The sequence below is a fragment of the Herbaspirillum sp. BH-1 genome (assembly GCF_002870055.1).
Classification (GTDB): domain Bacteria; phylum Pseudomonadota; class Gammaproteobacteria; order Burkholderiales; family Burkholderiaceae_D; genus Herbaspirillum; species Herbaspirillum frisingense.
In genome coordinates this window covers 29822-54236 of sequence record NZ_PKOI01000016.1, presented here as the reverse complement: position 1 = coordinate 54236, position 24415 = coordinate 29822, and the positions used below count along the sequence as shown (strand labels likewise).

Genomic DNA, 24415 nt, shown 5'->3' with positions numbered 1-24415 from the left:
TCTATTTGGATGTCAGTTCAATGGAATCGGCGACTTGCCGGATCGCGGCGGCGGGCACCTCGCCAACCACGGTCAACCAGTAGTCTCCCTGGCGACGACCGAGGATATTCAGGGCCCCTTGCTGGATCGCACCTTCTTCCCCGCCCTGGCTACCGGGCTCGATGAACACCGAGATGGCGGCCAGACCGTCGGAAAACACGATCTGCGACACTTCACGTCCGGCTGGCTGGTTCTGGGCAGGCACCGGTCCGTCCGGCGTCACACCGGGGATCATGCGTCTTACCTGCTGGATCTTGCGAAATCCCGACGGTGGCGTAATCCGCCATGCGGAAAGATCGACCGGGCTCATGGCAGTCTTTTCCACCTGCCAGCCGCGCGTATCCCTGTAGGTGGGGTTGACGCGGCTGCGATCAATCCCGCCGATCTCTATTTGTGTGAAGGCGATCTGCTCGATCACCTCCCCCTTCGCTCCCAGTGTCTGGGCGCGTAACAACAGACCCGTGGCCTTGTCGCCGCAGAACCGGTAACCGTAACGCAGCTTGTCCAGTGGCTCCAGCACCACGGCATCGCACACCCGTCCGGCCACGCGCTCGGGGGCACCAGCCTTGAAGCGATAGTGGACAGCCAGTTCATCTGGGCGGGCATCCAAGATCGCCGGGAACACATCCCGGCTCACACGTTTTTCCATGCGCATGATGCGTACGTCAGGCAGATAGCCGACGACATCATCATTGTTGCGAATGAATTCGCTGGGCTTGCCATCGAGAAGCTCCAGCTTTTCGTGCTCGGTCTTGCCGGCGACCACGTGCGTGACACGCGAACTGCGGATCAAAGAGCCCTGCTGATAGACGAAACTACCCGAATAATTCAATCGCTGCGCGGCAGATTGCATTTTCTGCAACTGCGCCGGCAATGGGGAAGGAGTGGAAGCTTCACTGGCAGGAGATGCTGAAACGCCATCCGCCGCATGAGCGGATGGCGAGAACAACATGGGCAGGAACCAGAGTACGCCGTACAGACGCCCCGTTTGACGCATCTTATTTATCGGCGTCAGAGGAGAAGGCAGCAGAACGGGCGTATTGCGCCGAACTATAGGAAGGCGAGAAACGCTGGTGGGCAGACAGGTACTGGTCAATGCGCGGGTCGCGCTTGACTTCACCCTGCTGGGCCAGCGAACTGAACTGGTTCACATTTTGCGGATTGCCGCTGGTGTCGGCCACCGTGGCAATCGCCGACGGTACCGAAGGGGCAGCCAAGGGAGCCGAAGCCACCTGAGCGACCGGGGCCACCATTCTGGCATCGGCATTGACTACCGCCTGCTGCGGCATGGCCACGAACACTGCGGCCACGGCAGCAGCAGCCGCTGCCGCGCTGGGCATCAACAGACGCACCAGACGGCCGGGACGAGCCGCGCGATGATCACCATTGGCCGCAGTCTTGGCCGCAGCCGGCTGAACCTCAGCAGCGGCAGGCGCTGCAGCGGTCACTGCGGCAGCCTGCGGCGCCACGATGGCCGGCTCGGCGTCCAGCAAGGCCGCCATGCGGGCCGAGAAGCCGGCGCTCAGGGCGACATCCATCTCTTCCGAACGCAGCACCTCGCCGATGCGGTGGTAATCTTCCCACGCGTCCTGGGCGTTCTCGGAAGAACGCAGGGCCGCGAAGGCAAGGGTCATTTCGTCAGAGCTCAACTCGCCATCGGCAAGGGCTGAGATCTGTTCTCTGGTCGTTACTTTGGTATCCATAAGCAGTCACCCGGCAAAAATCTTAGTTCCATACCCGCTTTATTATTTTCTTTCTTACAACAGGCTTGTGGCCTCATTACCAGCGCTTGTCCGCCGCCGTATCCAGCAAGGGACGCAACTTCTCGGCAATTGCTTCCCGGGCGCGGAAAATACGACTGCGCACGGTGCCGATCGGACAATTCATCGCATCTGCAATCTCGTCGTAGCTCAACCCCTCGATCTCGCGCAACGTGATGGCAGTACGTAATTCTTCCGGCAATGCCTCCATCGCCACGTTGACCGTTTGAGCAATTTGCTTGGTGGCCAACATCGACTCTGGAGTGTTGATGTCCCTCAGATGGTCCGCATCGTCAAAAGTTTCAGCTTCTTCTGCATCGGCTTCTGTCGAAGTTGGCGCCCGACGGCCCATGGTGACCAAATAGTTCTTGGCAGTGTTGATACCGATGCGGTACAGCCAGGTATAGAAGGCCGAATCGCCGCGGAATTGCGGCAATGCCCGATAGGCCTTGATGAAGGCTTCCTGTACCACGTCTTCGGCTTCGGCCTGGTCGCGCACAAGGCGCGAGACCAGCCGCATGAGCTTGCGTTGATACTTGACTACCAATAGCTCGAACGCCTTCTTGTCGCCGCGCTGGACGCGCTCAACAAGCTGCTGATCTATTTCGCGTTCTGTCGTCAAACCGGGTTCCTTGTTTTTTATGGCCGTGTTGTTTTATCGTCATTGCCCGTGGCAGATGCTTCCAGCCCGGCAATTTTCAAGTCTGCCGACCTTATTTTTCGAGCATCTTCGCCTTGGCCGTATTGTGACTGATCAGCCAGCGACATGCCACGGAAAGTGAACGGAAGGTATCTTCAGAAACCGAATCCGGAAGAATGGGAATGGTACGGGTCTTGCCGTTTTCCAGGCGCAGGCGCAGAAACAGCATGCCTGGCCAGATGGTGCTGCCGGCCAGCAATTGGGCCAGCCCGGCCTTCATGACCTGCGGCTTGGCGCGCGCCGACTGCACCAGGTGTTCCACCACGCGGATCTGCCCGGTGCCGGAAATATGCAGCCAGATGACCTTGCGATCGCGCAACACCATGGCCAGGGCGACTGCGGCTGCCAGGATGCAGCCTCCGGCGAGGCCCAATCGCGCCGGCAAGGACAGCGTGCCCGGCATCAGCAACGACATCAATATGCCGGCCAGCGCCACGCACAGGCAGGCAAAGCCAGTGACCAGCAGGAGTAGCCGGGACGGTTTGATATCCGCAGAAACTGCTATCGACATGAGATGCCCGGGAGCGATGGCGCCGTTAAAACGACAAACCCGGCTTCCTGGGAAGCCGGGTCTTGCATTTTACATCTTGCCGATGACCAGGGTACCGTTGGTGCCACCGAACCCGAAGGAGTTCTTGACGGCAATATCGATCTTCATGTCCCGCGCCTGGTTGGCGCAGTAATCCAGATCGCACTCCGGATCCTGATTGAAGATGTTCATGGTCGGCGGCGACACCTGATTGTGCACGGCCAGTACGGTCAGCACGGTCTCCAGACCGCCAGCGCCACCCAGCAGGTGACCGGTCATGGATTTGGTCGAATTGACAACCATCTTGTAAGCATGGTCGCCGAATGCGGCCTTGATCGCGTCCGACTCGTTCTTGTCGCCCAAGGGGGTCGACGTACCGTGCGCGTTCAGGTACTGCACCTCATCGCCATTGACGCCTGCATCGCGCAGTGCATTGAGCACGCAGCGACGCGGACCGTCGAGGTTGGGGGCAGTCATGTGGTAAGCGTCGCCGCTCATGCCGAAGCCGAGCAGTTCCGCATAGATCTTGGCGCCACGAGCCTTGGCGTGTTCGTACTCTTCGAGCACCATCACGCCGGCACCCTCGCCCAGCACGAAGCCGTCGCGATCCTTGTCCCACGGACGGGACGCGGTCGCGGGATCATCGTTGCGGGTCGACAGCGCGCGCGCCGAAGCGAAACCACCGATGCCCAGCGGCGAGACGCTGGACTCAGCGCCGCCAGCAACCATCACATCCGCATCACCGTACATGATCATGCGCGCGGCGGAGCCGATGCAGTGCAGACCGGTGGTGCAGGCGGTGACAATCGCCAGGTTAGGGCCCTTCAGACCGAACTTGATGGACAAGTTGCCAGAGATCATGTTGATGATCGAGGCCGGGATGAAGAAGGGACTGATGCGGCGCGGACCACGGTTGGTCAGTTCGGCGTGGGTATCTTCGATCAGCGGCAAGCCGCCGATGCCCGAACCGATCATGACGCCGATGCGCTCGGCATTCTCGTCGGTCACCGTCAAGCCACTGTCCTGGATGGCCTGGATACCGGCGGCCATGCCATAGTGGATGAAGGTGTCCATATGACGCGCTTCCTTGGCGGGGATGTAATCCTCGATATTGAAGCCCTTGACTTCACCGGCGAAGTGCGTGGTGAAGGGGGTAGCGTCGAATTTGGTGACGGTAGCGATGCCGGACTTGCCTTCCTTGATGGCACTCCACGTATCGGCGACGTTGTTGCCGACAGGCGAGATGCATCCCAGGCCGGTAATGACTACACGACGTTCACGAGTGCGGCTCAAGCAATTCTCCTGAAACTTTGACCAAAGCCCTTATCAGGCCTTGACTTGCGACTTGGCGTAGTCGATCGCCTGTTGCACGGTGGTGATCTTTTCGGCTTGTTCGTCGGGGATTTCCATTTCGAACTCATCTTCCAGTGCCATGACCAGCTCGACGGTGTCCAGCGAGTCGGCGCCCAGGTCGTCCACGAACGACGATTCGTTCTTGATGTCGGCTTCGGCGACGCCCAGTTGCTCAGCGACGATCTTCTTCACGCGTTGTTCGATATCGGACATAGTGTTCCTCCAGAGGGATGATAGGTTACAAAAGTGCGCGCATTTTAGCAGGTTTGCGCGGGGAAAATTTACTTTTAACTATTCCTGGCAAGATTGCGCCAAGTGCAGCTTAACTTCAAACAAAAGTCGGCAAAAGGACTTGAATCAAGCCCTCAGGACTGACTCAACCCATGTACATGCCACCGTTCACATTGAGGGTGGTACCGGTGATGTAGGCGGCTTGCGGCGAGGCCAGGAAGGCCACCGCATAGGCGATCTCCTCGGCCGCACCCAGGCGACCCAGCGGAATCTGCTGCAAGATCGCGGCGGACTGCTGCTCGTTCAAGGCCTTGGTCATGTCGGTATCGATGAAGCCGGGCGCCACGCAATTGACGGTGATGTTGCGGCTGCCGATCTCGCGCGCCAGCGCGCGGCTCATGCCGGCCACGCCGGCCTTGGCGGCGGCGTAGTTCATCTGGCCGGGGTTGCCGGCCTCGCCCACCACCGAAGTGATGTTGATGATGCGGCCGGTGCGGGCCTTCATCATGCCGCGCAGTACCGCGCGGGAGAGTCGGCCCACGGCCGTGAGGTTGGTGGCGATGACGCTGTCCCACTCCTCGTCCTTCATGCGCATGGCCAGTTGATCCTGGGTGATACCGGCATTGTTGACCAGGATGGACAGCGAACCGAATTCCTTCTGCACCTGCTCCACCACGGCCACGCTGGCCTCGGCATCGTTGACGTTCAACACCACGCCGCGACCGGCTTCCGGCCCCAGCGCCGCCAGGTATTCACTGATGGCGGCCGCGCCGGCCTCGGAGGTGGCGGTACCGACCACCTTAGCACCCTGGCGCGCCAGTTCGGTGGCGATGGCGCGACCGATACCGCGCGACGCGCCGGTCACCAGGGCGACCTGGCCCTGCAGATTCTGTGCACTCATTTCAGCAACTCCAATACTTTGTTCAGGGATTCCTGGTCGACGATGGCCTCACCCACCAGTTCGCCATTGATACGCTTGGTCAGGCCGGTCAGCACCTTGCCGGGACCACATTCGATCAGGTGGGTCACGCCACCGGCGGCCATCTTCTGCACGGTCTCGACCCAGCGCACGGGCGCTGCAGCCTGGCGCACCAGCGCATCCTTGATGGCAGCCGGATCGCTGACCACCGCCACATCGACGTTATTGATCAAGGCAATCTGCGGGGCCGCAAATGCCACGCTGGCCAGATAGGCTTGCAGGCGATCCGAAGCAGGCTTGAGCAGCGAGGAATGGAACGGTGCCGACACCGGCAACGGCAGTGCGCGCTTGGCACCCTTGGCCTTGGCGATGTCGCAGGCGCGGCCGACCGCAGCCTTGTGACCGGCGATCACCACTTGCGCCGGCGCATTGAAGTTGACCGCCTCGACCACTTCACCTTGCGCGGCTTCGGTACAGGCGGCGCGCACGTCGTCGTCGGACAGACCGAGAATGGCGGCCATGCCACCCTGCCCGACCGGCACCGCTTCCTGCATGGCCTGGGCGCGGAAGCGCACCAGCGGCACGGCATCCTTGAACTGGATCACACCGGCGGCGACCAGCGCCGAGTATTCACCCAGGCTGTGGCCGGCAACCAGCGACGGCACCTTGCCACCGGCGGCCAGCCAGGCGCGATAGAACGCCACGGCAGCCGTCAGCATGACGGGCTGGGTATTGGTGGTCAGGTCCAGGTCTTCCTTGGGGCCTTCGGCAATGAGCTTGCCCAGGTCGAACTGCAGCGCGTCGGAGGCTTCGGCGACGGTCTGGCGAACGATCTCGTTGTCGGCAAAACCGTTGAGCATCCCGATCGCCTGAGAACCCTGGCCCGGGAAAACAAAAGCAAATGTTGTCATGCTTGGATGTGATTGAGTTTGGATAAAAATGCGGGGCCGGCGCCAGAGAACCCGGCGCCACGCTCCCTGCCCTGCTTACATGCGCGCCAGCACGGCGCCCCAGGTGAAGCCGCCGCCCACGCCTTCCATCATGACGGTATGGCCTGGCCGGATACGACCATCGCGCACCGCCTGGTCCAGCGCCAGCGGGATCGAGGCAGCCGAGGTGTTGCCGTGTTCGGCAACGGTGACCACCATCTTTTCCAGTGGCAGCCCCATCTTCTTGGCCGTCCCCTGCATGATGCGGATATTGGCCTGGTGCGGCACCAGCCAGTCCACGTCGCTGGACTGCATGTTGGCTGCTTCCAACGCTTCACGCGCCACCTTGTCCAGCACCGAGACAGCCAGCTTGAACACGGCCGGACCATCCATGTACAGATAGGCGGAACCGGCCACTGCACCATTGTTCACACTGCCCGGCACACAGAGGATGTGGCCGTGGCTGCCGTCGGCGTGCAGCTTGGTCGCCAGCACGCCCGGCTCCTGCGAAGCACTCATGACGATGGCGCCGGCGCCGTCACCGAAGAGCACGCAGGTGGTGCGATCTTTGAAGTCGAGGATGCGCGAGAAGACTTCCGCGCCGATCACCAGCACATTCTTGTGCGCGCCCGACTTGATGAAGCTGTCAGCCACCGACATGGCATAGACGAAGCCGCTGCACACTGCCTGTACGTCCATGGCCGGCGCGCCGTTGGTGATGCCCAGCTTGCGCTGGACCACACAGGCGGTGCTAGGGAAGCCCCCCAGGTGATCCGGAGTGGACGTCGCCAGGATGATCAGGTCGATGTCATTGGGCTGCATGTTGGCCGCCTCCAGCGCGCGCTGCGCCGCGGCCAGGGCCAGGTCGCTGGAGAGCTGGGTCGGCTCGGCGTAGTGACGCGCGGAGATACCGCTGCGCGTGACGATCCATTCATCCGAGGTCTCGATACCCTGCTCTGCCAGTTGTGCAGCCAGTTCGTGATTGGTCACGCGCTTGGTCGGCAGGTAGCTGCCAGTGCCGACGATTTTGCTGTAAGTGGTCATGCCGTCTTCTTGCTCTGTTAATTCGGTTGATCCAGCGAGACCGGTGCCGCAGGCTCCATCGCCACGACAGCCGTCTCGGCCGCGCGCCCCTGTCCCTGGGGCATCAGCTCCGCCATGGTGGCGGCAATACGGGCGAGCACATCATACTTGGCCGCATCATACGCGCGGCGGATGGCCCATTCGAACGCATACACATCGGCGCCGCCATGGCTCTTGAACACCAGGCCCTTCAGGCCCAGCAGGCTGGCGCCATTGTAACGGGAAGGATTGAGCCGGCGCGACAGCGCCTTGATGGCGCCGTAGGCGATCAGGGCGCCCAGCTTGTTGATGAAGCCCTTCTTGAATTCACTGGTGAGCACGCTCTTGACGAAGCGCCCCAGCCCCTCGGAGGCCTTCAGGGTGACGTTGCCGACGAAACCGTCGCACACCACCAGGTCGGTCGTGCCTTCGAAGATATCGTTGCCTTCCACGTTGCCGTAGAAGTTGAGGATACCCTTCTCGTGGTCGGCACGCAGCAGCCCGGCGGTCGCCTTGACCAGCTCGTTGCCCTTCATGTCTTCCTCACCCACGTTCAAGAGGCCCACGGTCGGCTTGGGCTTGCCTTCCATGACCGCCACCAGGGCCGAGCCCATCAGTGCAAATTGATGTAAATGCTGAGGCTCACAGTCGACATTGGCGCCGAGGTCGAGCATGTAGGTAGGGCCATCCTTCTGGTTGGGCAGGATGGTGCAGATGGCCGGGCGATCCACGCCGGGCAGGGTCTTGAGCACATAGCGCGACACTGCCATCAGGGCCCCGGTATTGCCGGCCGACACGGCCGCCTGGACCACGCCATCCTTGACCAGGTTCACGGCCACGCGCATGGACGAATCCTTCTTGCGGCGCAGTGCGACCTCGATCGGGTCTTCCATGGTCACCACCTCGGTGGCGTTCTGGATCCGCACACGCGGCTCGCCGGCCAGCCGGTATTTCTTCAGCAGCGGCAGCAGCACGCTTTCCTGCCCTACCAGGATCAGCTCGGCATCGGATTCACGCTTCAGGAAGGAGGCAGCGGCCGGGAGAGTGACTGACGGGCCATGATCGCCACCCATGCAGTCGATTGAAATTTTGATGGTCATCGATTTGATTCAGAGCCTTGCCAGCCCACATTATGAGGCAGATTGGGAACCCTTCAAAATAGCACGCTCGTACAGCGCAAAAAGTGAAGGTTCACGCAAGCAGGCAGGCACGTCCGCACACGGATTACACGGATGCAACGGACATAAAAAAGCGGCGCAAAATGAACCTCCTGAATCAGAAGCTCATTGCGCCGCTTTTCTCCAAAAACAGCAAGCTCAATGAATGAGATTACTCGTCGTTCTTGATCTTCAGCACCTTGCGACCACGGTAGAAACCGTTCGGGCTGATGTGGTGACGCAGGTGGGTTTCACCAGTCGTCGGCTCCACAGCCAGCGGGGGTGCAGTCAGAAAGTCGTGTGCACGATGCATACCGCGCTTGGACGGGGTCTTTTTGTTCTGTTGAACGGCCATGATTACTCCTAAACCTTACTTAAGATTGAAAATTTTAACACACCGGATTGCGTTTTTCCGCAAACCCACTGTGCCGCTGCCCGGCAACGCCAGACATTCCCCAACAATACTTGTTACTGCTTCAACTTCTTCAGTACCTCAAACGGGGAAGCCCGTTCAGCACCTTTGGCCTCGGCCGCCACACCACCCTCAGGACAGACATCATGCTTGGGTGCCACCGGCAGGGCCAGCAGCGCATCGTCTTCGATCAGGTAGTTCACATCGAAGGCTGCCGATCCGACGATGACATCGATCTCGTCATCATCCAGCAGTTCTTCGATGGTGTCGGCTTGCGCCTCATCTTTTGCCAATACCAGCAGCGACTTCGAATCAATCTCGAAATTCAATGCCGTCAGGCAACGCTGACAGATCAGATTAACTGCACCCGACACTGCCAGACTGAGTTGAGCATGTCCCAGCTTGTCGATGTCGCCGGACAGAGCCCAACGAATCGTGCCGGAACGGTCAACCGTCTCTTGCGCCAGACGACCTAATTCAGCAACCGGAATCTCACCCTGCGCCTGCTGTTTCAGCCTGCAGAATTCGAACGCGTCGATAACAAATGCATTCATAGCCAAAGCAGAATCCGGAAAACCTGCGATCATAACAGAAAATTTCCTTACCAGTCAAAGCCTTAGCACACCATTTGCGGCAGACAGGCGAAAAAATCGCCAGACCTGTCGCGGCAAACCCTCTTTTACGTCGATTTTCCGCCAGAATCCCGGTTTTACTTGCCCACGTCGCCTGTCGACATCAGCCACCACACCACCACACACCATGTTGCAACAGCATCCCGAAACCTCCCCTACCCGCCTGATCCTGGGCTCCAGCTCGATCTATCGCAAGCAATTGCTGAGCCGGCTCGGCCTGCCTTTCGAGACCATGATCCCGGACATCGACGAAACCCCGCATGCCACAGAGACGCCGGAGGCCACCGCCCTGCGACTGGCGCGCGAAAAGGCCGCTGCCATCGGCGAGCGCAGCGGGCCAGCCCTGGTGATCGGCTCGGACCAGGTAGCAACCCTGGATGGCCTGCAGATCGGCAAACCCGGCAACCATGCCAATGCACTACGGCAATTGCAACTGATGCGCGGGCGGGAAGTCGTCTTCCATACCGCCCTGTGCCTGTGGGATGGTCGAAATGGGCAGGCTGGCGCGACCGCGCAAGTCTGCAATGTGCAGACACTGGTCCGCTTTCGGGATCTGGAGGATGCAGAGCTGGACGCCTACCTGCGCATCGAACAGCCCTACGACTGCGCCGGCAGCGCAAAGAATGAAGGCCTGGGCATTGCCATCCTGGAAAGCATACGCAGTGACGACCCCACCGCACTGACCGGCCTGCCGCTGATCGCCCTGACCGGCATGCTGCGCCAGGCAGGAATCCGCTTCTTCAGGACGGAGAACGCCGGCAATCAGTAATTGCGGCGCGGATAACCCTCGGCCAGGATGCGCTGCCACACCACCTCGCGCTGCTCCACATCCATGAAGACCCATTGCGCGACCTCGTCGACGGTGCGACCGCAACCGCGGCAGACATCATCGAACGTGGTCGAGCAGACCGCCACGCATGGCGTATCGGGCCGCTCGGGCGCGGGAGACAAGGACGAGGGAGACAGGGATGTGGAAGACATTGACAGAATCTGAACAGAAAACGTGAAGCGGCATGATCGGTCGTAGCGACCAGCCTCATGCGCGCCGTGTCCGCCATCTTACCAAGAACCGGTGCACTACCACCCCTGACACCAGAAGGGATAATCAGTCCTCACCGGCAAAACCCGAACGGAAATGCGGAAACGACAGACAAAAAAAAGCCCGCGACCAAGAGGTGCGGGCTTCAATCCAATTTCTTAAGGAGGAGATTGGAGGAGACAGGTGCAACTATAGCGACGGCCCACTGCGGAGTCTGCTTTATTGTGGCAATAGCAGATATTCACCACCCGCATAACTGTTGCAGCATCACCTCATCCACCTCAAGCCACCTGAGCAACACCGTGCAGGGCCGACGTCACCGGCCGTGGCGGAGTACCACCCTTGCGCTCACATGCTTGCACCAGCAAGAGCGCGCATAGCGCCAGAACCGTGCCGCTCATTCTCATGATCAGCTCCCGATGTGAAGTGTCATGCAAGCACGATCCTCCCTGGCGAGCGGCCTGTCAAGCCACGCTGCGCAAACCCGGCTCCATACGGGCGCTGGCCAGGTTCTTTTCGTAGAGCGCAGCGATCATGTCCGATTGCGTCATCATCCCGGCCAGCTTGCCGTCGGCCTGCACAATGGGGATCTGGTGCAGACCATCGGCCATGCGCGGTACCAGCTCCAGCACCGGCGTATCCACCTGCGCCGTGATCACGGGGCGGCTCATGATCTGCCCCACCACCTCCGGCTTGTCCGAATGACTGAACGGCACCCGGCGCAAGAGCTGCCGCAATTGCGCCACCAGCCCGGTATGCACCTCCACCCCGGCATGCTCCAGGAAATCGCTGCGACTGACGATGCCGATCACATGCCGCCCCCGATCCAGTACGGGCATGGCGCGCAAGCGGTGCTGCTGCAACAGCCGCCAGGCCTCATCCAGCCCGGTGGCAAACTCCACCGCCACCACATCACGGGACATCACCGCCGCACACAGGGTCTGGCCGAAGCGGCGGTGGTAGGCGCGCATCTCGGTCTGCAGGAAGATTTCCTCCAGGTCGTCGCGACCGATGTCGAGCACCTGGTTGAAATCCTTCAGCACCTCATCCAGATCTTCATGCGAAAAGCCCAGCCGCGTGATCGGCAGTTCATCGCGCGTCTGGTGCGGATGCAGTGCCGCGCTGTGCTGCGCATGGGGATAGCGGCGCCCGGTGGCGTTGTTGAAAAACAGTGCCGTCAGCAACAGCAGCGCCGAATTGAGCAACACCGGCGACAACACGAAGGCATAGCCCATCTCATGCACCACCGGCCCACCCAGTACGGCGGTCAGCGCCACCGCGCCGCTGGGCGGATGAATACAGCGCAGCAGGAACATCGCGCCGATGGCCAGCGAGATTGCCAATGCCGCCGCCAGCGCCGGCTCCTGGACCAGCCTGGCACAGCTCACACCGATAAGCGCCGCGCACAGGTTGCCACCGATGATGGACCAGGGCTGCGCCAGCGGACTGGATGGCACCGCGAACAACAGCACCGCCGAGGCCCCCATGGGCGCGATCAGCCAGATGGTGTGGACTTCATGCGGAAGGACTGCATAACTGATCAGGCCAACCAGCAGAATCCCGAACAGACTGCCGGCGCAGGAGCGCATGCGCTCGAAGCGATCGACATTGGTCTTGGCAGGAATAAAACTTTTGAACCACAGCAAGATAGAATCGGGCATATCCGTTCCCTGACAACTTGGGCGACGACAACCTGGGACGCAGGCACGCACCAGACCAAACCGCAATTACATCACAAGATGATATATATGTCCCGCTTACCCCGTATTGCGCGGTTCCGCGCACCGGCAAACTCCCTCCACGATGAAGGCCAGCCCTCATGAAAAGCGCCAGCCGCCTGCAAAAGGAGGATTTCGAAGCCCTGTCGGATTTTCGCTACCAGTTGCGCCGCTTCCTGCGCTTTTCGGAAGACGCCGCGCAAAGTGAGGGCCTCACCCCCTTGCAATACCTGTTGCTATTGCACATCAAGGGCTTTCCCGGGCGCGAGTGGGCCAGCATCAGCGAACTGGCCGAACGCTTGCAGGCCCAGCACCACGGCGTGGTGGCGCTGGTTACGCGCTGCGTGAAGGCGGGACTGGTCACCCGTGCCCCGGATGATCGCGACAAGCGACTGGTGCAAGTCCGGCTGACCGAGCTGGGCGAGCAGTACCTGCACCGCCTGGCGCAATTGCACCGCGACGAACTGCAATCCCTGTCGGGCGTGTTTCAGGTCTCGCACATCTCGGCCTTCAACGACCGCGACTGAGCTTGCATATCGCCGCCCGACTGGCAGCCTGTGGATGTCCGCAGGCCCTGCCGCGGCAAGCTGCTGTTATGCTTGCGACAACTTGCCACCACCCATCCCCATGAATCGCAAACCCGCCACCGCCGCTGCGCCCTCCCGCGCCATCACCAAGGAAGACGTGGCGCGCGCTGCCGGTGTTTCGCACATCACGGTATCGCGGGTCATCAATACGCCGGAGAAAGTGGCCCCCGCCACCCGTGAGCGGGTCGAGGCCTTCATCAGCAGCATGGGGTACATCCCCAACATGCTGGCCGGTGGACTGGCTTCGCGGCGCACACGCATCGTGGCCGCCATCGTGCCCACCATCAGCCATTCGATCTTCGCCGAAACCGTGCGTGGGCTGTCCGAACAACTCAGCCTGCAGGGCTACCAGTTGTTGCTGGGACAGACCAATTATTCGGAAGAAGCGGAAACAGGGCTGGTGGAAGCCTTCATCGGCCGTCGGGTCGACGGCCTGGTGCTGACCGGCGTGCAGCATTCGGTACGTACCCGCCAGCGCCTCAAGGCGGCCGGCATCCCGGTGGTGGAAACCTGGGACCTCACTGCGCAACCGATCGACATGCTGGTCGGTTTCGACAACCATGCCGCAGGCCATGCCATGGGGCAGTACCTGCACCGCAAGGGTTATCGCCGCATGGCCTTCGTGGGCGGCGAAGACCCGCGTGGCCTGGCACGCTATGCGGGCATGCGCGCGGCACTGCTGGCACAGTCGGCAGCGGAGCCGGTGCACCTGGTCATGCCCATGGGCTCCTTCCTGCAGGCCGGACGCGAAGCCATCTGCCGGCTCCTGGCATTACAACCCGGCATCGACGCCGCCTTCTTCAGCAATGACGTCCTCGCCGCAGGCGCCGCCCTGGAATGCGCCCGACGCGGCATCGCCGTGCCGCAGCGCATCGCGCTGGCCGGTTTCGCCAATCTGGACATCGCGCCGGAAGTCTTGCCCGCCCTCACCACCGTCCAGATCAGCGCCCACCAGATCGGACTGACGGCCGCCGAGATGCTGCTGACCCGCTTCGATGGCGATGCGGTCACACAAACGGTATGCGACCTCGGCTACGCCATCCTCGAACGCGACAGCGCCTAAGGCTCAGGAGGCTCAGGAAGCCCAGCAAGCCCAGGGACCTCAGGACATAAGGTCGTCGGCGGTCGCCTGTTCGACCCGATTGCGTCCGATCCGCTTGGCCCGGTACAGGGCCAGATCGGCGCGCCTGATCAGTTCTTCGAGCCCCGCCCCATCGCATAACGCGGCCACCCCGAAGCTGGCGCTGACCTTGATCCGGCGCCCGTCCTCGATCTCAAAATCGGCATGCTCCAGGGCCGCACGCAACTTCTCGGCAACGCTGCCTGCCTGCACCAGGTCGGCTTCCGGCAGCAGGATGACGAACTCCTCGCCGCCATAGCGTGCCAGCACATCCACCTTGCGCAGCAAGCCGGCCACGAGCTGGGCCACGCCGCGCAGGATGACGTCGCCAGCCTGGTGGCCGTAGGTATCGTTGATGCGCTTGAAATGGTCGATATCGAACAACACCACCGCCATGCCCCGCCCATAGCGCTGCGACAGGCCCATCTGCTGGCCGGCCTGGGTGAAGAAGGCGCGCCGGTTCAGCACGCCCGTGAGGAAATCGGTATTGGAGGAGGTCTGCAGCTGTGTGATCAATGCTTCGCGCTCGCTGGCCAGGCTATTGCGCTCTCGCATGCGCTGCTTGAGCACACGCAGGGCGCGCATCATGGCAGCGATCTCGTCGCGATACCGCGCCTCCGGGATTTCCTGCTCCAGCTTGCCCTCCACCAGACCGGCCACCAGATCGGTGGCCCGCACCAGCGGCTGCACCACACGCCGCCGAATGAGCACCATCAGCAACTGGAAGAACAGGCAGGCCGTCAGCGTCAGCCCCACGACCAGCACCAGCAGGTTGCGCGCCCGGGCATTGTTCTGTTCGGCCTGCCGCATCAATTCCGCCAGCAACAGGTCGCGCAGATCGGTGATGGATTGCATCTGCGGCACATAGAACTTGTAGAGATCAGCGGTGCTGACGCCATAGCTGCTGGAATGCAGGCCAATCTGCAGCAGGAAGTCGAGGAACTGGAATCCGCTATCGAAATACTCCTTGTCCACCCGGTCCAGTGCCTCGGCAAACTGCGGCTGGCTCACGTAGCCAGCCATCTGCGCAGCCACCACGCCGCGCAACAGTTCGATGCGACCATACAGGCGCCCGATTTCGATGACCTCATCCTGGGCCAGCTGGCGCTGCGTGATCAAGGGCGCCACAAAGCGCGAACCGACCTGCCCGGCGTACTCGCGCAGGCTGGCGGTGGCACGCACGGCCGACAGACCATCGCGCAGGCGCGGGTCGGCCCGATCCACTTCCAGGGTCAATTCGCTGACCACGCGGATCATCAGCGGCATCAGGTCCACCATGCCGGCGACGGCGGCCAGCACCAGCACGTCGCTGCGATTGTCGGCCGACAGGCGCGCCACCCGGTCCAGATTGGCCCGGGCCGGCCCCAGTCCCTGCTCCACCGTGCGCACCTTGTCCAGCGCCCAAGACTGGCGCAAGCGGGCATCGGCTTCCAGCGCCGCATGCAAACTGGCCAGGGCGACGTCGGTCTGTTGCCGGGCGCTGGCCAATTGCTTCAGCAGTGCTTCGGATTGTTGCGCCGGGGCGCCCAGGAAAGCATTGGCCGGGCCGCGCTCGGCCGAAATCTTTTCCATGGCCAGCAGGGCCAGCCGCAGATTGCGCAAGGCAGGCACGCTGTTGGCGCCATTGCGATAGGTACTCCATTCCGTCCAGACCAACGCCACTGCAAATGCCAGAAACAGCATCAGCAAGCCGATGGAAATGAGCCGGAACAGACGATTCAAGGACATGATGAGCCCGCTACGAAGGCAAGTGCATTTGACGAATATAACAAGGCCGACCAATCGACGGCACGACTACATCGCGAGCAGGGATGAAAAAAGCGGGCGGCGCAGACACGGCGCCACGAAAGCAGGCATGCGCTCCCACGTCATGGGAGAAACCGGCGCATCACGCGCTTCCCCCTCGTGAACGCGTGACGACCGATACGATGAACAGAGCGCGGCGATGCGCTCGGTCCGGAAGCATTTTCCGCGCAGGCGGCGTGCGGCCAGATCAGGTCGCCAATGACGAAATCTCAGGCAAAGGCGACCGGCCAACACGACAACCGAAACGACAGACAAAAAAATAAGGCCCTGAAAAATTCAGAGCCTTATCTATACAACTGCTACAACTGCGAGCCAACTGGCGGAGAGGGTGGGATTCGAACCCACGGTACGGGAAACCGTACGCCTGATTTCGAGTCAGGTACATTCGACCACTCTGCCACCTCTCCGGTTAACTTCGGTCGTTTCACTGCGTGGTGCAGCAAAGACAGCGACTATAGCAGAACTATTTTCATAGTGGAATGTTTTTTTGAAAAAACTTTAAAAAAAGAGTTTCTCATCCTCTTGAACCGGAAGCAGCGTGGCGAAAGAATCCTTCTTCACCTACAAACCGCTCAGACTGCATTTCTCATCATCATCTTGTCATAAATCACTTCTAGCATCCGTAAACTATTTGTCGTTCTTTGGACTCTCAGACCCGGATTCAGCCAGATGGCGCCCCTATCCAACGCTACCTTCCCGCTCGGCGCAGAAGTCGTCGATCTCATTGCCCGCGCCTCGGGTGCCGCCCTGCGTGGCGTCGAAGATCCGGACCCGATGCTGTCCCTGCTGCACGAGATCATCGCCCAGCGCAAGCTCTCCGCCCTGTTCCAGCCCATCGTGCGCATGCGCAATGGCGAAATCCTGGGCTACGAAGGATTGATCCGAGGACCCTCCAATACGCCCCTGCACTCCCCGCTGGCGCTGTTCAAGGTGGCGCGCGCCCACAATCTGTCGGTGCAGATGGAATACCTGTGCCGGCACATCGTGCTGACCCGCTTTGCGCAACTCGGCCTGCCGGGCAACCTGTTCCTCAACGTTTCCCCCGGGGCGCTGATGCAGCCCGAAGCGATCCAGGGCGAAACCCTGCGCTACCTGGAAAAGCTGGGCGTGAATCCGCAGCGCATCATCATCGAGCTGACCGAGAACGAACCTACCTACGACTACGCCCTGCTGCGCAATGCCGCCATGCACTACCGCGACATGGGCTTCCAGATCGCCATCGACGACCTGGGTGAAGGCTTCTCCAGCCTGCGCCTGTGGTCGGAACTGCAGCCGGAATACGTGAAGATCGACATGCACTTCGTGCAGGGCATCAACCATGATCCGATGAAGCTGCAGTTCGTGCGCTCGATCCAGGAGATCGCCGAGAAGTCCGGCTCCATCGTCATCGCCGAAGGCATCGAATCGCAGGCCGAGCTGCTGACCATCCGCGACCTGGGCATCGCCTGCGGCCAGGGCTACCACATCTCGCGCCCGCTGCCGGAGCCGCCGGTCTCGATCTCGGAAGACGTCAGCAAGACCCTGCGCCGCGACAAGGTACCGCTCCATGCCAACAAGTACGGCCCTGGCAAGCGCAGCGCCACCGTCGCCAAGCTGCTGCGCGAGACGCAATACGTCAGCCCGGAAGTCACCAACGATGCGGCCTACGACATGTTCGTCAACGACCCGCAGCTGCAGGCCCTGCCGGTGGTCAGCAACGGCTTGCCGATCGGCCTCATCAACCGCTACAGCATGGTGGAGCGCTTCGCCCGCCTGTATGGGCGCGAGCTGTACGGCAAGAAGTCCTGCGCCTTCTTCATGGACCCCAATCCCCTGCTGACCGAGCAGGACACCAGCCTGCAAGATCTCTCCAACCTGCTGGTGCAGGCCGAGACGCACCACCTCTCCAACGGCTTCATCATCACCGACCGGGGCCAGTATGTAGGCCTGGGCACCGGCCACGACCTGCTGCGCGAAATCACGCAGATGCAGATCGACGCCGCCCGTCACGCCAATCCGCTCACGCAGTTGCCGGGCAACGTCCCCATCAACGACCACATCGAATACCTGCTGCAAAGCGGCGTCGAATTCTGCATCTGCTACTGCGACCTGGACCAGTTCAAGCCCTTCAACGATGTCTATGGCTATCGCAAGGGCGACGACATGATCCAGGCTACCGGCCGCGTGCTGCAGCAGGCCTGCGATCCTGCCCTGGACTTCATCGGCCACATCGGCGGCGACGATTTCCTGATCATGTTCCAGAGCGAAGACTGGGAAAAGCGCTGCCGCGTCATCCTCGACAACTTCGAAGCCGAGGCCCGCGCCTTCTACTACGACGAAGACGTGGCACGTGGCGGCTACTACACCGAAGATCGCCAGGGCAACCGGGTGTTCCACCCGCTGGTTTCGGTATCGCTGGGCGCGGTGAAGATCGAGCCTTCGCAATACTCGTCACCACACCAGATCGCCTCGGCCGCCACCCGTGCCAAGAAACAGGCCAAGAAGATCCTGGGCAACAGTCTCTTCATCGAGCGCCGCATCCCGGCTACCTTCTCCTGGGCCATGAAGGACGCCTAGCCGGCGCAGTCAGGAAAACGTTTTCTCGCCCCCGCACCGATAAAAAAACGGCCGCCTCATCAACGAGGCGGCCGTTCGTGCGTCCTGCAGTGGTACAGCGGATCAGGCGCCCGGCACCAGCTTGCTCACGCCGCCCATGTAAGGCTGCAAGACCTCCGGGATATCCACGCTGCCATCGCCCTGCTGGTAGTTTTCCAGCACGGCGACCAGGGTACGGCCCACGGCCAGGCCGGAACCGTTCAAGGTATGCAGTAGTTCCGGCTTGCCCTGGGCATTGCGGAAGCGCGCCTGCATGCGACGCGCCTGGAAGGCTTCGCAGTTGGAGACCGACGAGATTTCGCGATAGGTGTTCTGCGCCGGCAGCCAGACCTCGATGTCATAGGTCTTGGCCGCGCCAAAGCCCATATCACCGGTACACAGGGTGATGACGCGGTACGGCAGGCCGAGCTTCTTGAGGATGGTCTCGGCGTGGCCCAGCATCTCGTCCAGGGCTTCGTAGGACTTCTCGGGGTGGACGATCTGCACCATTTCCACCTTGTCGAACTGGTGCTGGCGGATCATGCCGCGGGTATCGCGACCATAGGAGCCGGCTTCCGAACGGAAGCAAGGCGAGTGCGCCGTGAACTTCATCGGCAGCGCATCACCGGCCACGATCTCGTCGCGCACAAAGTTGGTCAGCGGCACTTCAGCCGTGGGGATCAGGTACAGCGCGGCATTCTCGGCCTCGCCTTCCTGGCCACCCTTCTTGGCGGCGAACAGGTCGGCCTCGAACTTGGGCAACTGACCGGTACCGCGCAGGCTGTCGGCATTGACGATGTAGGGGGTATAGCACTCGGTATAGCCATGCTCCATGGTATGGGTGTTGAGCATGAACTGCGCCAGCGCGCGGTGCAGGCGGGCGATGCCGCCCTTGAGCACGGCAAAGCGCGAACCGGTGAGCTTGGTGGCGGTATCGAAATCCAGGCCCAGCGGGGCGCCGACATCGACGTGATCCTTGATCTCGAAGTCGAACTGGCGCGGCGTGCCGACCTTGCGCAATTCCACATTGCCGCTTTCGTCATTGCCGGCCGGCACCGACTCGTGCGGCAGGTTGGGAACCGCCTGCAGGAACAGGTTCATCTGGTGCTGCACTTCTTCCAGGCGCGCCGCCGACGACTTGAGCTCGTCGCCGATGCCATTGACCTCGGCCATCACCGCGGAGGCATCCTCGCCACGGCCCTTGAGCATGCCGATCTGCTTGGACAGGGTGTTGCGCTTGCCCTGCAGTTCTTCGGTGCGGGTCTGGATCTGCTTGCGTTCAGCTTCCAGCGCGTTGAAGCCGGCCACGTCCAGGACGAACTTGCGGGCTGCCAGGCGGGCCGCAACGTTCTCGATGTCTTTACGGAGGAGTTGGATGTCGATCATGGGGAGAAAATACGATAGGTTTGAAGCAGGAAACCGCGATTGTACCAAGTCGCGCGCCCGTCACGGGGTTCCAGCCCCCTTCCCCCGCAAGAAAATGCTGCGGCCCTGGTAGCGGCCACCGGCCTCGCGGGTTACCATTCGGCCCATTCCCGTCATCCAGAGAGCCTCCCCACCCATGTCCGACCAGCCCGACCCGCGCCCGCAGCGCGATGTTCCCGTCCTGTTTTCCCTGCTGGGCCTGGTGGCCGCCTTCGCCGTGGGACTGTGGGCCGGCATCCACTACATGTCCAACGACGCCAGCCTGTTCTACGGACTGATCGCCGGCCTCTCCTTCGGCGCCGCCTTCGCCTTCGGGCAGCAGATCAAGAACCGCTTCATCCCGCCCAAGGTGCGCAAGACCGACTGGAAGGTGCAGGCCCCGGGCGCGGCCGAATTGTCCAGCGGCCGCCTGGCGGCACAGCAGGCGCGCAAGATCAGCGTGGAATTCGACGATCAGGAAATCCGAACCATGGTGCGTGGCGCCAAGCGCGAAGGCATCGCCTGGAGCGCGATCGACGACGTCACCATCCGCATCAGCGACGACAGCCTGCCCCAGCCGCAATGGATCATCGCCGGCCAGACGGCCGAGGGTATCAAGGGCGTACTGGTCCCCAACGACGCCGATGGCCTGGAAGAGCTGATGGAAGCGATGAAGCAGCGCCTGCCCGGCTATGACAACGACAAGAACTATGAGACCGTGATCGCCGCCATGTCGGCCATGGAGGGCAGCTTTCACGTCTGGCACCGGGCCGCCGCCTGATCTCAAGCCTGATCGCTGAAGCCTGAGATATCAGGCATGGCCGGCACGGATCAGCCAGGTCCGCCGGTATCGGTCATGGTTGGCTCCCGGGCCAGCCTTTCTGCCAGGAAGTTGACGAAAGCCCCCAGCCGGGGCGGCAGATGGCGGGTCGCCGGATAGAGCGCCCACAGATCGCCGCAATAGTGCGTCCTGAAACTCCATTGCGGCAGGACCTGGACGATACGCCCCTGCGCCAGCGCCTCCCGGGCGACGAAATACGGCAGGCTGCCGATACCGAGATGGCGCAGCACTGCATCCAGTCGCACCCCGGTATGGTTGGCCGCATAGCGCCCCCGCACCTCGACCGTGACCCGTTCGCCCTGCCGGCGGAAGCGCCAGCACGCGTCCCCGGGCGCCTCGCCGAGATAGATGCAGGAATGTGTCTTGAGTCCCTGTGGATGCTGAGGCGTGCCGTGCTGCGCCAGGTACTCCGGCGTGGCGCACAGCAGGTGCTCGATGCGCGTCAACCTGCGCCCCATCAGGCCCGGCGGCGGCTGGTCGGTGATACGGATGGCCAGGTCCACCTCCTCGTCGATCAGATCCATGTAGCGGTCTTCCAGCCTCAACAGGACGTCCACCCTGGGATGGGCGGCAAGGAAATCCGGCACATGCGGATGTACCAGGTAATGCCCGACCGCCTTGGGCACGCTCACCCTGACCTGCCCCTGCGGCGCGGCATCAAAGCCACCGGAGACGGCCAGCACCGATTGCGCGGCGTCCAGCATTTCCCGGCAACGCTGGTGGATATCACGCCCGCTTTCGCTCAGCCGCAGCTTGCGGGTGGTTCGTTGCAGCAACTGCGTGCCGAGTGCCTTTTCCAGGCGTGCAATGGCCCGGCTGACAGCCGAGGGCGTCGCGCCCAGCTGGCGTGCCGCTTCCGAGAAACTGCCGGTCTCCACCACCTTGGCAAAGACGGCCATTTCGTTGAGCAGGGCGATGCTTTGATTTGTGCTCATGGGGCAAAGATTATTTGCAATAGCAATGGATTATCGCAACTTCGTCCGAGCGATACAATTCCTGTCCCTCCCTGATCTATCGAAAGGCCAGCCGTGACCGACCGCCTCTACCTGACCCAGCCGGCACTGGAAGCCGATACCGAAGTATTGCGCTGCACTCCCCTGGAAGATGGTCAATACGCCGTCCACCTGGCGGCCACGCCGTTTCATCCGCAAGGCGGCGGCCAGCCCAGCGATGTCGGCTGGCTCGGCGAAGTCGAGGTAACGAAGGTCGTGAGTGAGGGCGACGAGATCATCCACTACACCAGCGCGGCCGTTGCAGCCGGCCCGATCCGCGCCAGAGTGGACGCACAGCCACGCCAGTTGCATGCGCGCCTGCATTCCGGTGGGCATGTCATTGGCTATGTGATGGCGCAACTGGGTTGGCGCGCCACCAAGGCTCATCACTGGCCCGGGGAAGGTCGTGTCGTCGGCGTCGGCGCCCCCGACGCCGGCGTGCAGGAACTGGAAGCGGCAGACATCGAACGCCGCTGCAATGCCCTCATTGCCGACGACCTGGCCTGCGCGCTCTCCAGCGAAGGTGGCCGCCGCCAGGTCGGCTTTGGCGCCCTGCCTGCCTATCCCTGCGGCGGCACGCATGTGGCGTCACTGGGCGAGATCGGCAGGATCGCCATCCAGTCGGTACGAGTGAAAAAGGGGGAGGCCTCGATCCGCTACGATGTGGTGATCTAAGGCCGTCTTCTACGGCCGCACTCAGTCGTTACCGGCTTCCTCATCCCACTTGCGCAGGGTCGCCAGCTTCTCGCCGATCTTGATCTCCAGCCCACGCGGCACCGGCTGATACCAGCCCGGCTCATCGATGCCATCCGGCAGATAGGTCTCCCCGGCCGCATAGGCATTGGGTTCGTCATGGGCATAACGGTATTCATGTCCGTAGCCCAGTTCCTTCATCAGCTTGGTCGGCGCATTGCGCAGGTGCACCGGCACCTCGCGGCTCTTGTCCTGCTTCACGAAGGCGCGGGCGGCGTTGTAGGCGTTGTAGCCGGCGTTGCTCTTGGCCGCCACGGCCAGGTAGATCACCGCCTGGCCCAGCGCCAGTTCGCCCTCGGGACTCCCCAGACGTTCGAAGGTCAGCGCGGCGTCGTTGGCGATCTGCATGGCACGGGGGTCGGCCAGGCCGATGTCCTCCCAGGCCATGCGCACGATGCGGCGCGACAGGTAGCGCGGATCGGCGCCGCCGTCCAGCATGCGGGTCAGCCAGTAGAGCGCCGCGTCCGGGTGGGAACCGCGCACCGACTTGTGCAGGGCTGAAATCTGGTCATAGAAATTGTCACCGCCCTTGTCGAAACGGCGGCTGTTCAGGGTCAGCGCATTCTGCAGGAAATCGGCCGTCACCAGCACCGTGCCAGTGGTGCGGGCAGCGGTTTCGGTCTGCTCCAGCAGGTTCAGGAAGCGACGTGCATCGCCGTCGGCGTAGCCGATGATGGTATCGGTGGCCTGCTCGTCGAAGTGCAGCTCGCCCAGCGCCTTTTCCTGGGCGCGCTTGAGCAGGAGCCGCAGTTCGTCGTCACTCAGGGACTTGAGCACATACACCTGCGCCCGCGACAGCAGCGCCGAGTTGACCTCGAAGGAGGGATTCTCGGTGGTGGCACCGATGAAGGTCACCAGGCCGCTCTCGGCGTAGGGTAGCAGCGCATCCTGCTGCGACTTGTTGAAGCGATGGATTTCATCCACAAACAGGATGGTGTGCTTGCCCATGGCCAGGTTCTGCTCGGCCTGCTCCATCGCCGCGCGAATATCCTTGACCCCCGAGAACACCGCCGACAAGGCGATGAATTCGCACTGGAAGGCCGTTGCCGTCAGGCGCGCCAGCGTGGTCTTGCCCACCCCCGGCGGCCCCCAGAAGATCATGGAATGCGGCTTGCCCGACTGGAACGCCAGGCGCAAGGGCTTGCCTTCGCCCAGCAGGTGCGACTGGCCGATGACCTCGTCCAGCGTCTTGGGACGCAGGGCTTCGGCCAGCGGCGCGGCGGGTTCTTGTGCAAACAGGTCAGCCATGCGGGTGCTCCCCGGCCAGACTGCTTGCGTGGTCCGGCGATGGCGAGCGCATCGGGGCGGTCTCGAAAATCGGTTTCATGTTCTTTCAGGATGCGGGCGCGGCGCCGGATTGCAAGGCGCATTCGCCAAAGGCCGTAGTCTAACGCAGCAGCGGGACGATGAGGGCAGATGGCGGGCAGAGGGCCGGCAGAGGGCAGCAGGCATCGGGCGCAAGCGTTACAATGCCGCCTGCCCTTTTGACTGCCCACCCCGAGTTGCCATGCCCTTCGTCGTCACCGATTCCTGTATCCAGTGCAAGTACACCGATTGCGTCAGCGTCTGCCCCATGGACTGTTTCATGGAAGGGCCAAACTTCCTGGTCATCGATCCGGACGGCTGCATCGATTGTTCCATGTGCGTACCGGAATGCCCGGTCGGGGCCATCTACAACGCCACTGACCTGCCGGCGGCGCTGGCGCACTTTGAGGACCTCAACGCCAAGCTGGCCAGGCAAGCCGGCTGGAAGCCCATCACCCAGGCCAAGGCGCCCCTGCCGGAACATGCGCAATGGAAGGACCGGACCGACAAGCTGCCGCTGCTGCAGATGCCGCCGGCCTGATCTGCCCTCTTC

General features: G+C 62.2%; 26 protein-coding genes and 1 tRNA gene. 8 read left to right on the top strand and 19 right to left on the bottom strand.

Features of this window, described 5'->3' with window-relative positions; genetic code table 11:
• Position 1 precedes the first annotated feature (1 nt).
• The 10 genes from HBH1_RS18870 to plsX all read right to left on the bottom strand — a co-directional run bounded on the left by HBH1_RS18870 (position 2) and on the right by plsX (position 8622).
• Positions 2 to 1036: a MucB/RseB C-terminal domain-containing protein gene (locus tag HBH1_RS18870; protein WP_102663964.1), complete on the bottom strand. Its 1035-nt coding sequence runs from the start codon at positions 1034 to 1036 to the stop codon at positions 2 to 4.
• 1 nt (position 1037) lies between these two features.
• Positions 1038 to 1742, bottom strand: a complete 705-nt coding sequence (locus HBH1_RS18865) for a sigma-E factor negative regulatory protein (RefSeq protein ID WP_102663963.1) — start codon at positions 1740 to 1742, stop codon at positions 1038 to 1040.
• A gap of 76 nt (positions 1743 to 1818) precedes the next feature.
• Positions 1819 to 2421: an RNA polymerase sigma factor RpoE gene (gene rpoE, locus HBH1_RS18860; RefSeq protein WP_006463502.1), complete on the bottom strand. Its 603-nt coding sequence runs from the start codon at positions 2419 to 2421 to the stop codon at positions 1819 to 1821.
• Positions 2422 to 2512: 91 nt separating this feature from the next.
• Positions 2513 to 3010, bottom strand: coding sequence for a protein YgfX (locus HBH1_RS18855; RefSeq protein ID WP_102663962.1), 498 nt, complete (start codon positions 3008 to 3010; stop codon positions 2513 to 2515).
• A 69-nt stretch (positions 3011 to 3079) separates the two neighbouring features.
• Complete coding sequence (gene fabF, locus HBH1_RS18850; RefSeq protein ID WP_006463504.1) at positions 3080 to 4321, bottom strand: beta-ketoacyl-ACP synthase II; 1242 nt, start codon at positions 4319 to 4321, stop codon at positions 3080 to 3082.
• 33 nt (positions 4322 to 4354) lie between these two features.
• Positions 4355 to 4594 carry an acyl carrier protein gene (acpP, locus tag HBH1_RS18845; RefSeq protein ID WP_006463505.1) on the bottom strand — a complete coding sequence of 80 codons (240 nt, stop codon included), beginning with the start codon at positions 4592 to 4594 and terminating at the stop codon, positions 4355 to 4357.
• A gap of 163 nt (positions 4595 to 4757) precedes the next feature.
• Positions 4758 to 5513: a 3-oxoacyl-ACP reductase FabG gene (fabG, locus tag HBH1_RS18840; RefSeq protein ID WP_077236980.1), complete on the bottom strand. Its 756-nt coding sequence runs from the start codon at positions 5511 to 5513 to the stop codon at positions 4758 to 4760.
• The gene (fabD, locus tag HBH1_RS18835) at positions 5510 to 6442 is read right to left on the bottom strand and encodes an ACP S-malonyltransferase (RefSeq protein ID WP_102663961.1); all 933 of its coding nucleotides are present in this window, start codon (positions 6440 to 6442) and stop codon (positions 5510 to 5512) included. Before fabD ends, fabG begins: the two co-directional genes overlap by 4 nt.
• Before the next feature lie 75 nt (positions 6443 to 6517).
• Positions 6518 to 7504, bottom strand: coding sequence for a beta-ketoacyl-ACP synthase III (locus HBH1_RS18830; RefSeq protein WP_102663960.1), 987 nt, complete (start codon positions 7502 to 7504; stop codon positions 6518 to 6520).
• Between the two features lie 17 nt (positions 7505 to 7521).
• Positions 7522 to 8622 carry a phosphate acyltransferase PlsX gene (gene plsX, locus HBH1_RS18825; RefSeq protein WP_102663959.1) on the bottom strand — a complete coding sequence of 367 codons (1101 nt, stop codon included), beginning with the start codon at positions 8620 to 8622 and terminating at the stop codon, positions 7522 to 7524.
• Between plsX and HBH1_RS25140 the strand changes: the two genes are divergently transcribed.
• Positions 8594 to 8845, top strand: coding sequence for a hypothetical protein (locus HBH1_RS25140; RefSeq protein ID WP_158243310.1), 252 nt, complete (start codon positions 8594 to 8596; stop codon positions 8843 to 8845). The two genes, plsX and HBH1_RS25140, sit on opposite strands and share 29 nt — an antisense overlap.
• A gap of 6 nt (positions 8846 to 8851) precedes the next feature.
• On the opposite strand, the gene rpmF is transcribed toward HBH1_RS25140, so the two are convergent.
• Both rpmF and HBH1_RS18815 read right to left on the bottom strand, forming a co-directional pair.
• A complete protein-coding gene (gene rpmF, locus HBH1_RS18820) occupies positions 8852 to 9034 on the bottom strand; it encodes a 50S ribosomal protein L32 (protein WP_102663958.1) in 183 nt (60 codons plus the stop codon).
• 113 nt (positions 9035 to 9147) lie between these two features.
• A complete protein-coding gene (locus tag HBH1_RS18815) occupies positions 9148 to 9678 on the bottom strand; it encodes a YceD family protein (protein WP_006463511.1) in 531 nt (176 codons plus the stop codon).
• A 172-nt stretch (positions 9679 to 9850) separates the two neighbouring features.
• On the opposite strand from HBH1_RS18815, the gene HBH1_RS18810 reads away from it, so the two are divergent.
• Positions 9851 to 10492, top strand: a complete 642-nt coding sequence (locus HBH1_RS18810) for a Maf-like protein (protein ID WP_006463512.1) — start codon at positions 9851 to 9853, stop codon at positions 10490 to 10492.
• On the opposite strand, the gene HBH1_RS18805 is transcribed toward HBH1_RS18810, so the two are convergent.
• Together HBH1_RS18805 and HBH1_RS18800 are read right to left on the bottom strand one after the other, a co-directional pair.
• A complete protein-coding gene (locus tag HBH1_RS18805) occupies positions 10486 to 10704 on the bottom strand; it encodes a DUF1289 domain-containing protein (RefSeq protein ID WP_039875400.1) in 219 nt (72 codons plus the stop codon). The genes HBH1_RS18810 and HBH1_RS18805 overlap by 7 nt on opposite strands.
• 522 nt (positions 10705 to 11226) lie before the next feature.
• Entirely contained in the window at positions 11227 to 12423 is a 1197-nt protein-coding gene (locus HBH1_RS18800; RefSeq protein ID WP_102663957.1) for an HPP family protein, read from the bottom strand.
• Positions 12424 to 12581: 158 nt separating this feature from the next.
• On the opposite strand from HBH1_RS18800, the gene HBH1_RS18795 reads away from it, so the two are divergent.
• Together HBH1_RS18795 and HBH1_RS18790 are read left to right on the top strand one after the other, a co-directional pair.
• A complete protein-coding gene (locus HBH1_RS18795) occupies positions 12582 to 13007 on the top strand; it encodes a MarR family winged helix-turn-helix transcriptional regulator (RefSeq protein WP_006463515.1) in 426 nt (141 codons plus the stop codon).
• Positions 13008 to 13107: 100 nt separating this feature from the next.
• Positions 13108 to 14130, top strand: a complete 1023-nt coding sequence (locus HBH1_RS18790) for a LacI family DNA-binding transcriptional regulator (protein WP_102663956.1) — start codon at positions 13108 to 13110, stop codon at positions 14128 to 14130.
• Positions 14131 to 14169: 39 nt separating this feature from the next.
• Here HBH1_RS18790 and HBH1_RS18785 read toward each other — a convergent pair whose 3' ends face one another.
• Complete coding sequence (locus HBH1_RS18785; RefSeq protein ID WP_102663955.1) at positions 14170 to 15915, bottom strand: diguanylate cyclase; 1746 nt, start codon at positions 15913 to 15915, stop codon at positions 14170 to 14172.
• 395 nt (positions 15916 to 16310) lie between these two features.
• Positions 16311 to 16400, bottom strand: a tRNA-Ser gene (locus tag HBH1_RS18780).
• 262 nt (positions 16401 to 16662) lie between these two features.
• Between HBH1_RS18780 and HBH1_RS18775 the strand changes: the two genes are divergently transcribed.
• Positions 16663 to 18549, top strand: coding sequence for a GGDEF domain-containing protein (locus tag HBH1_RS18775; protein WP_102663954.1), 1887 nt, complete (start codon positions 16663 to 16665; stop codon positions 18547 to 18549).
• Between the two features lie 102 nt (positions 18550 to 18651).
• Here the strand turns inward: HBH1_RS18775 and serS are convergent, their stop codons facing one another.
• Positions 18652 to 19953 (bottom strand): serine--tRNA ligase, encoded by a 1302-nt coding sequence (gene serS, locus HBH1_RS18770; RefSeq protein ID WP_102663953.1) that lies wholly within the window; start codon positions 19951 to 19953, stop codon positions 18652 to 18654.
• Positions 19954 to 20128: 175 nt separating this feature from the next.
• Here serS and HBH1_RS18765 point away from each other — a divergent pair, with 175 nt between their 5' ends.
• Positions 20129 to 20752: a hypothetical protein gene (locus HBH1_RS18765; protein ID WP_006463520.1), complete on the top strand. Its 624-nt coding sequence runs from the start codon at positions 20129 to 20131 to the stop codon at positions 20750 to 20752.
• A gap of 50 nt (positions 20753 to 20802) precedes the next feature.
• On the opposite strand, the gene HBH1_RS18760 is transcribed toward HBH1_RS18765, so the two are convergent.
• Positions 20803 to 21747 carry a LysR family transcriptional regulator gene (locus HBH1_RS18760; RefSeq protein WP_102663952.1) on the bottom strand — a complete coding sequence of 315 codons (945 nt, stop codon included), beginning with the start codon at positions 21745 to 21747 and terminating at the stop codon, positions 20803 to 20805.
• Positions 21748 to 21840: 93 nt separating this feature from the next.
• Here HBH1_RS18760 and HBH1_RS18755 point away from each other — a divergent pair, with 93 nt between their 5' ends.
• The gene (locus HBH1_RS18755; RefSeq protein ID WP_102663951.1) at positions 21841 to 22479 is read left to right on the top strand and encodes an alanyl-tRNA editing protein; all 639 of its coding nucleotides are present in this window, start codon (positions 21841 to 21843) and stop codon (positions 22477 to 22479) included.
• 21 nt (positions 22480 to 22500) lie between these two features.
• Here the strand turns inward: HBH1_RS18755 and HBH1_RS18750 are convergent, their stop codons facing one another.
• A complete protein-coding gene (locus tag HBH1_RS18750) occupies positions 22501 to 23805 on the bottom strand; it encodes a replication-associated recombination protein A (protein WP_006463523.1) in 1305 nt (434 codons plus the stop codon).
• A gap of 259 nt (positions 23806 to 24064) precedes the next feature.
• On the opposite strand from HBH1_RS18750, the gene fdxA reads away from it, so the two are divergent.
• A complete protein-coding gene (gene fdxA / locus HBH1_RS18745; protein WP_077238545.1) occupies positions 24065 to 24403 on the top strand; it encodes a ferredoxin FdxA in 339 nt (112 codons plus the stop codon).
• The last annotated feature ends 12 nt before the right edge of the window (positions 24404 to 24415 follow it).

What these genes read in the sequence shown, in the direction of transcription:
- HBH1_RS18870 (WP_102663964.1), bottom strand. Translation starts at nt 1,036, where the DNA reads ATGCGTCAAACGGGGCGTCTGTACGGCGTACTCTGGTTCCTGCCCATG.
- HBH1_RS18865 (WP_102663963.1), bottom strand. Translation starts at nt 1,742, where the DNA reads ATGGATACCAAAGTAACGACCAGAGAACAGATCTCAGCCCTTGCCGAT.
- HBH1_RS18855 (WP_102663962.1), bottom strand. Translation starts at nt 3,010, where the DNA reads ATGTCGATAGCAGTTTCTGCGGATATCAAACCGTCCCGGCTACTCCTG.
- acpP (WP_006463505.1), bottom strand. Translation starts at nt 4,594, where the DNA reads ATGTCCGATATCGAACAACGCGTGAAGAAGATCGTCGCTGAGCAACTG.
- fabG (WP_077236980.1), bottom strand. Translation starts at nt 5,513, where the DNA reads ATGAGTGCACAGAATCTGCAGGGCCAGGTCGCCCTGGTGACCGGCGCG.
- fabD (WP_102663961.1), bottom strand. Translation starts at nt 6,442, where the DNA reads ATGACAACATTTGCTTTTGTTTTCCCGGGCCAGGGTTCTCAGGCGATC.
- HBH1_RS18830 (WP_102663960.1), bottom strand. Translation starts at nt 7,504, where the DNA reads ATGACCACTTACAGCAAAATCGTCGGCACTGGCAGCTACCTGCCGACC.
- HBH1_RS25140 (WP_158243310.1), top strand. Translation starts at nt 8,594, where the DNA reads ATGCAGTCGATTGAAATTTTGATGGTCATCGATTTGATTCAGAGCCTT.
- plsX (WP_102663959.1), bottom strand. Translation starts at nt 8,622, where the DNA reads ATGACCATCAAAATTTCAATCGACTGCATGGGTGGCGATCATGGCCCG.
- rpmF (WP_102663958.1), bottom strand. Translation starts at nt 9,034, where the DNA reads ATGGCCGTTCAACAGAACAAAAAGACCCCGTCCAAGCGCGGTATGCAT.
- HBH1_RS18815 (WP_006463511.1), bottom strand. Translation starts at nt 9,678, where the DNA reads ATGATCGCAGGTTTTCCGGATTCTGCTTTGGCTATGAATGCATTTGTT.
- HBH1_RS18810 (WP_006463512.1), top strand. Translation starts at nt 9,851, where the DNA reads ATGTTGCAACAGCATCCCGAAACCTCCCCTACCCGCCTGATCCTGGGC.
- HBH1_RS18805 (WP_039875400.1), bottom strand. Translation starts at nt 10,704, where the DNA reads ATGTCTTCCACATCCCTGTCTCCCTCGTCCTTGTCTCCCGCGCCCGAG.
- HBH1_RS18800 (WP_102663957.1), bottom strand. Translation starts at nt 12,423, where the DNA reads ATGCCCGATTCTATCTTGCTGTGGTTCAAAAGTTTTATTCCTGCCAAG.
- HBH1_RS18795 (WP_006463515.1), top strand. Translation starts at nt 12,582, where the DNA reads ATGAAAAGCGCCAGCCGCCTGCAAAAGGAGGATTTCGAAGCCCTGTCG.
- HBH1_RS18790 (WP_102663956.1), top strand. Translation starts at nt 13,108, where the DNA reads ATGAATCGCAAACCCGCCACCGCCGCTGCGCCCTCCCGCGCCATCACC.
- HBH1_RS18785 (WP_102663955.1), bottom strand. Translation starts at nt 15,915, where the DNA reads ATGTCCTTGAATCGTCTGTTCCGGCTCATTTCCATCGGCTTGCTGATG.
- HBH1_RS18775 (WP_102663954.1), top strand. Translation starts at nt 16,663, where the DNA reads ATGGCGCCCCTATCCAACGCTACCTTCCCGCTCGGCGCAGAAGTCGTC.
- serS (WP_102663953.1), bottom strand. Translation starts at nt 19,953, where the DNA reads ATGATCGACATCCAACTCCTCCGTAAAGACATCGAGAACGTTGCGGCC.
- HBH1_RS18765 (WP_006463520.1), top strand. Translation starts at nt 20,129, where the DNA reads ATGTCCGACCAGCCCGACCCGCGCCCGCAGCGCGATGTTCCCGTCCTG.
- HBH1_RS18760 (WP_102663952.1), bottom strand. Translation starts at nt 21,747, where the DNA reads ATGAGCACAAATCAAAGCATCGCCCTGCTCAACGAAATGGCCGTCTTT.
- HBH1_RS18750 (WP_006463523.1), bottom strand. Translation starts at nt 23,805, where the DNA reads ATGGCTGACCTGTTTGCACAAGAACCCGCCGCGCCGCTGGCCGAAGCC.
- fdxA (WP_077238545.1), top strand. Translation starts at nt 24,065, where the DNA reads ATGCCCTTCGTCGTCACCGATTCCTGTATCCAGTGCAAGTACACCGAT.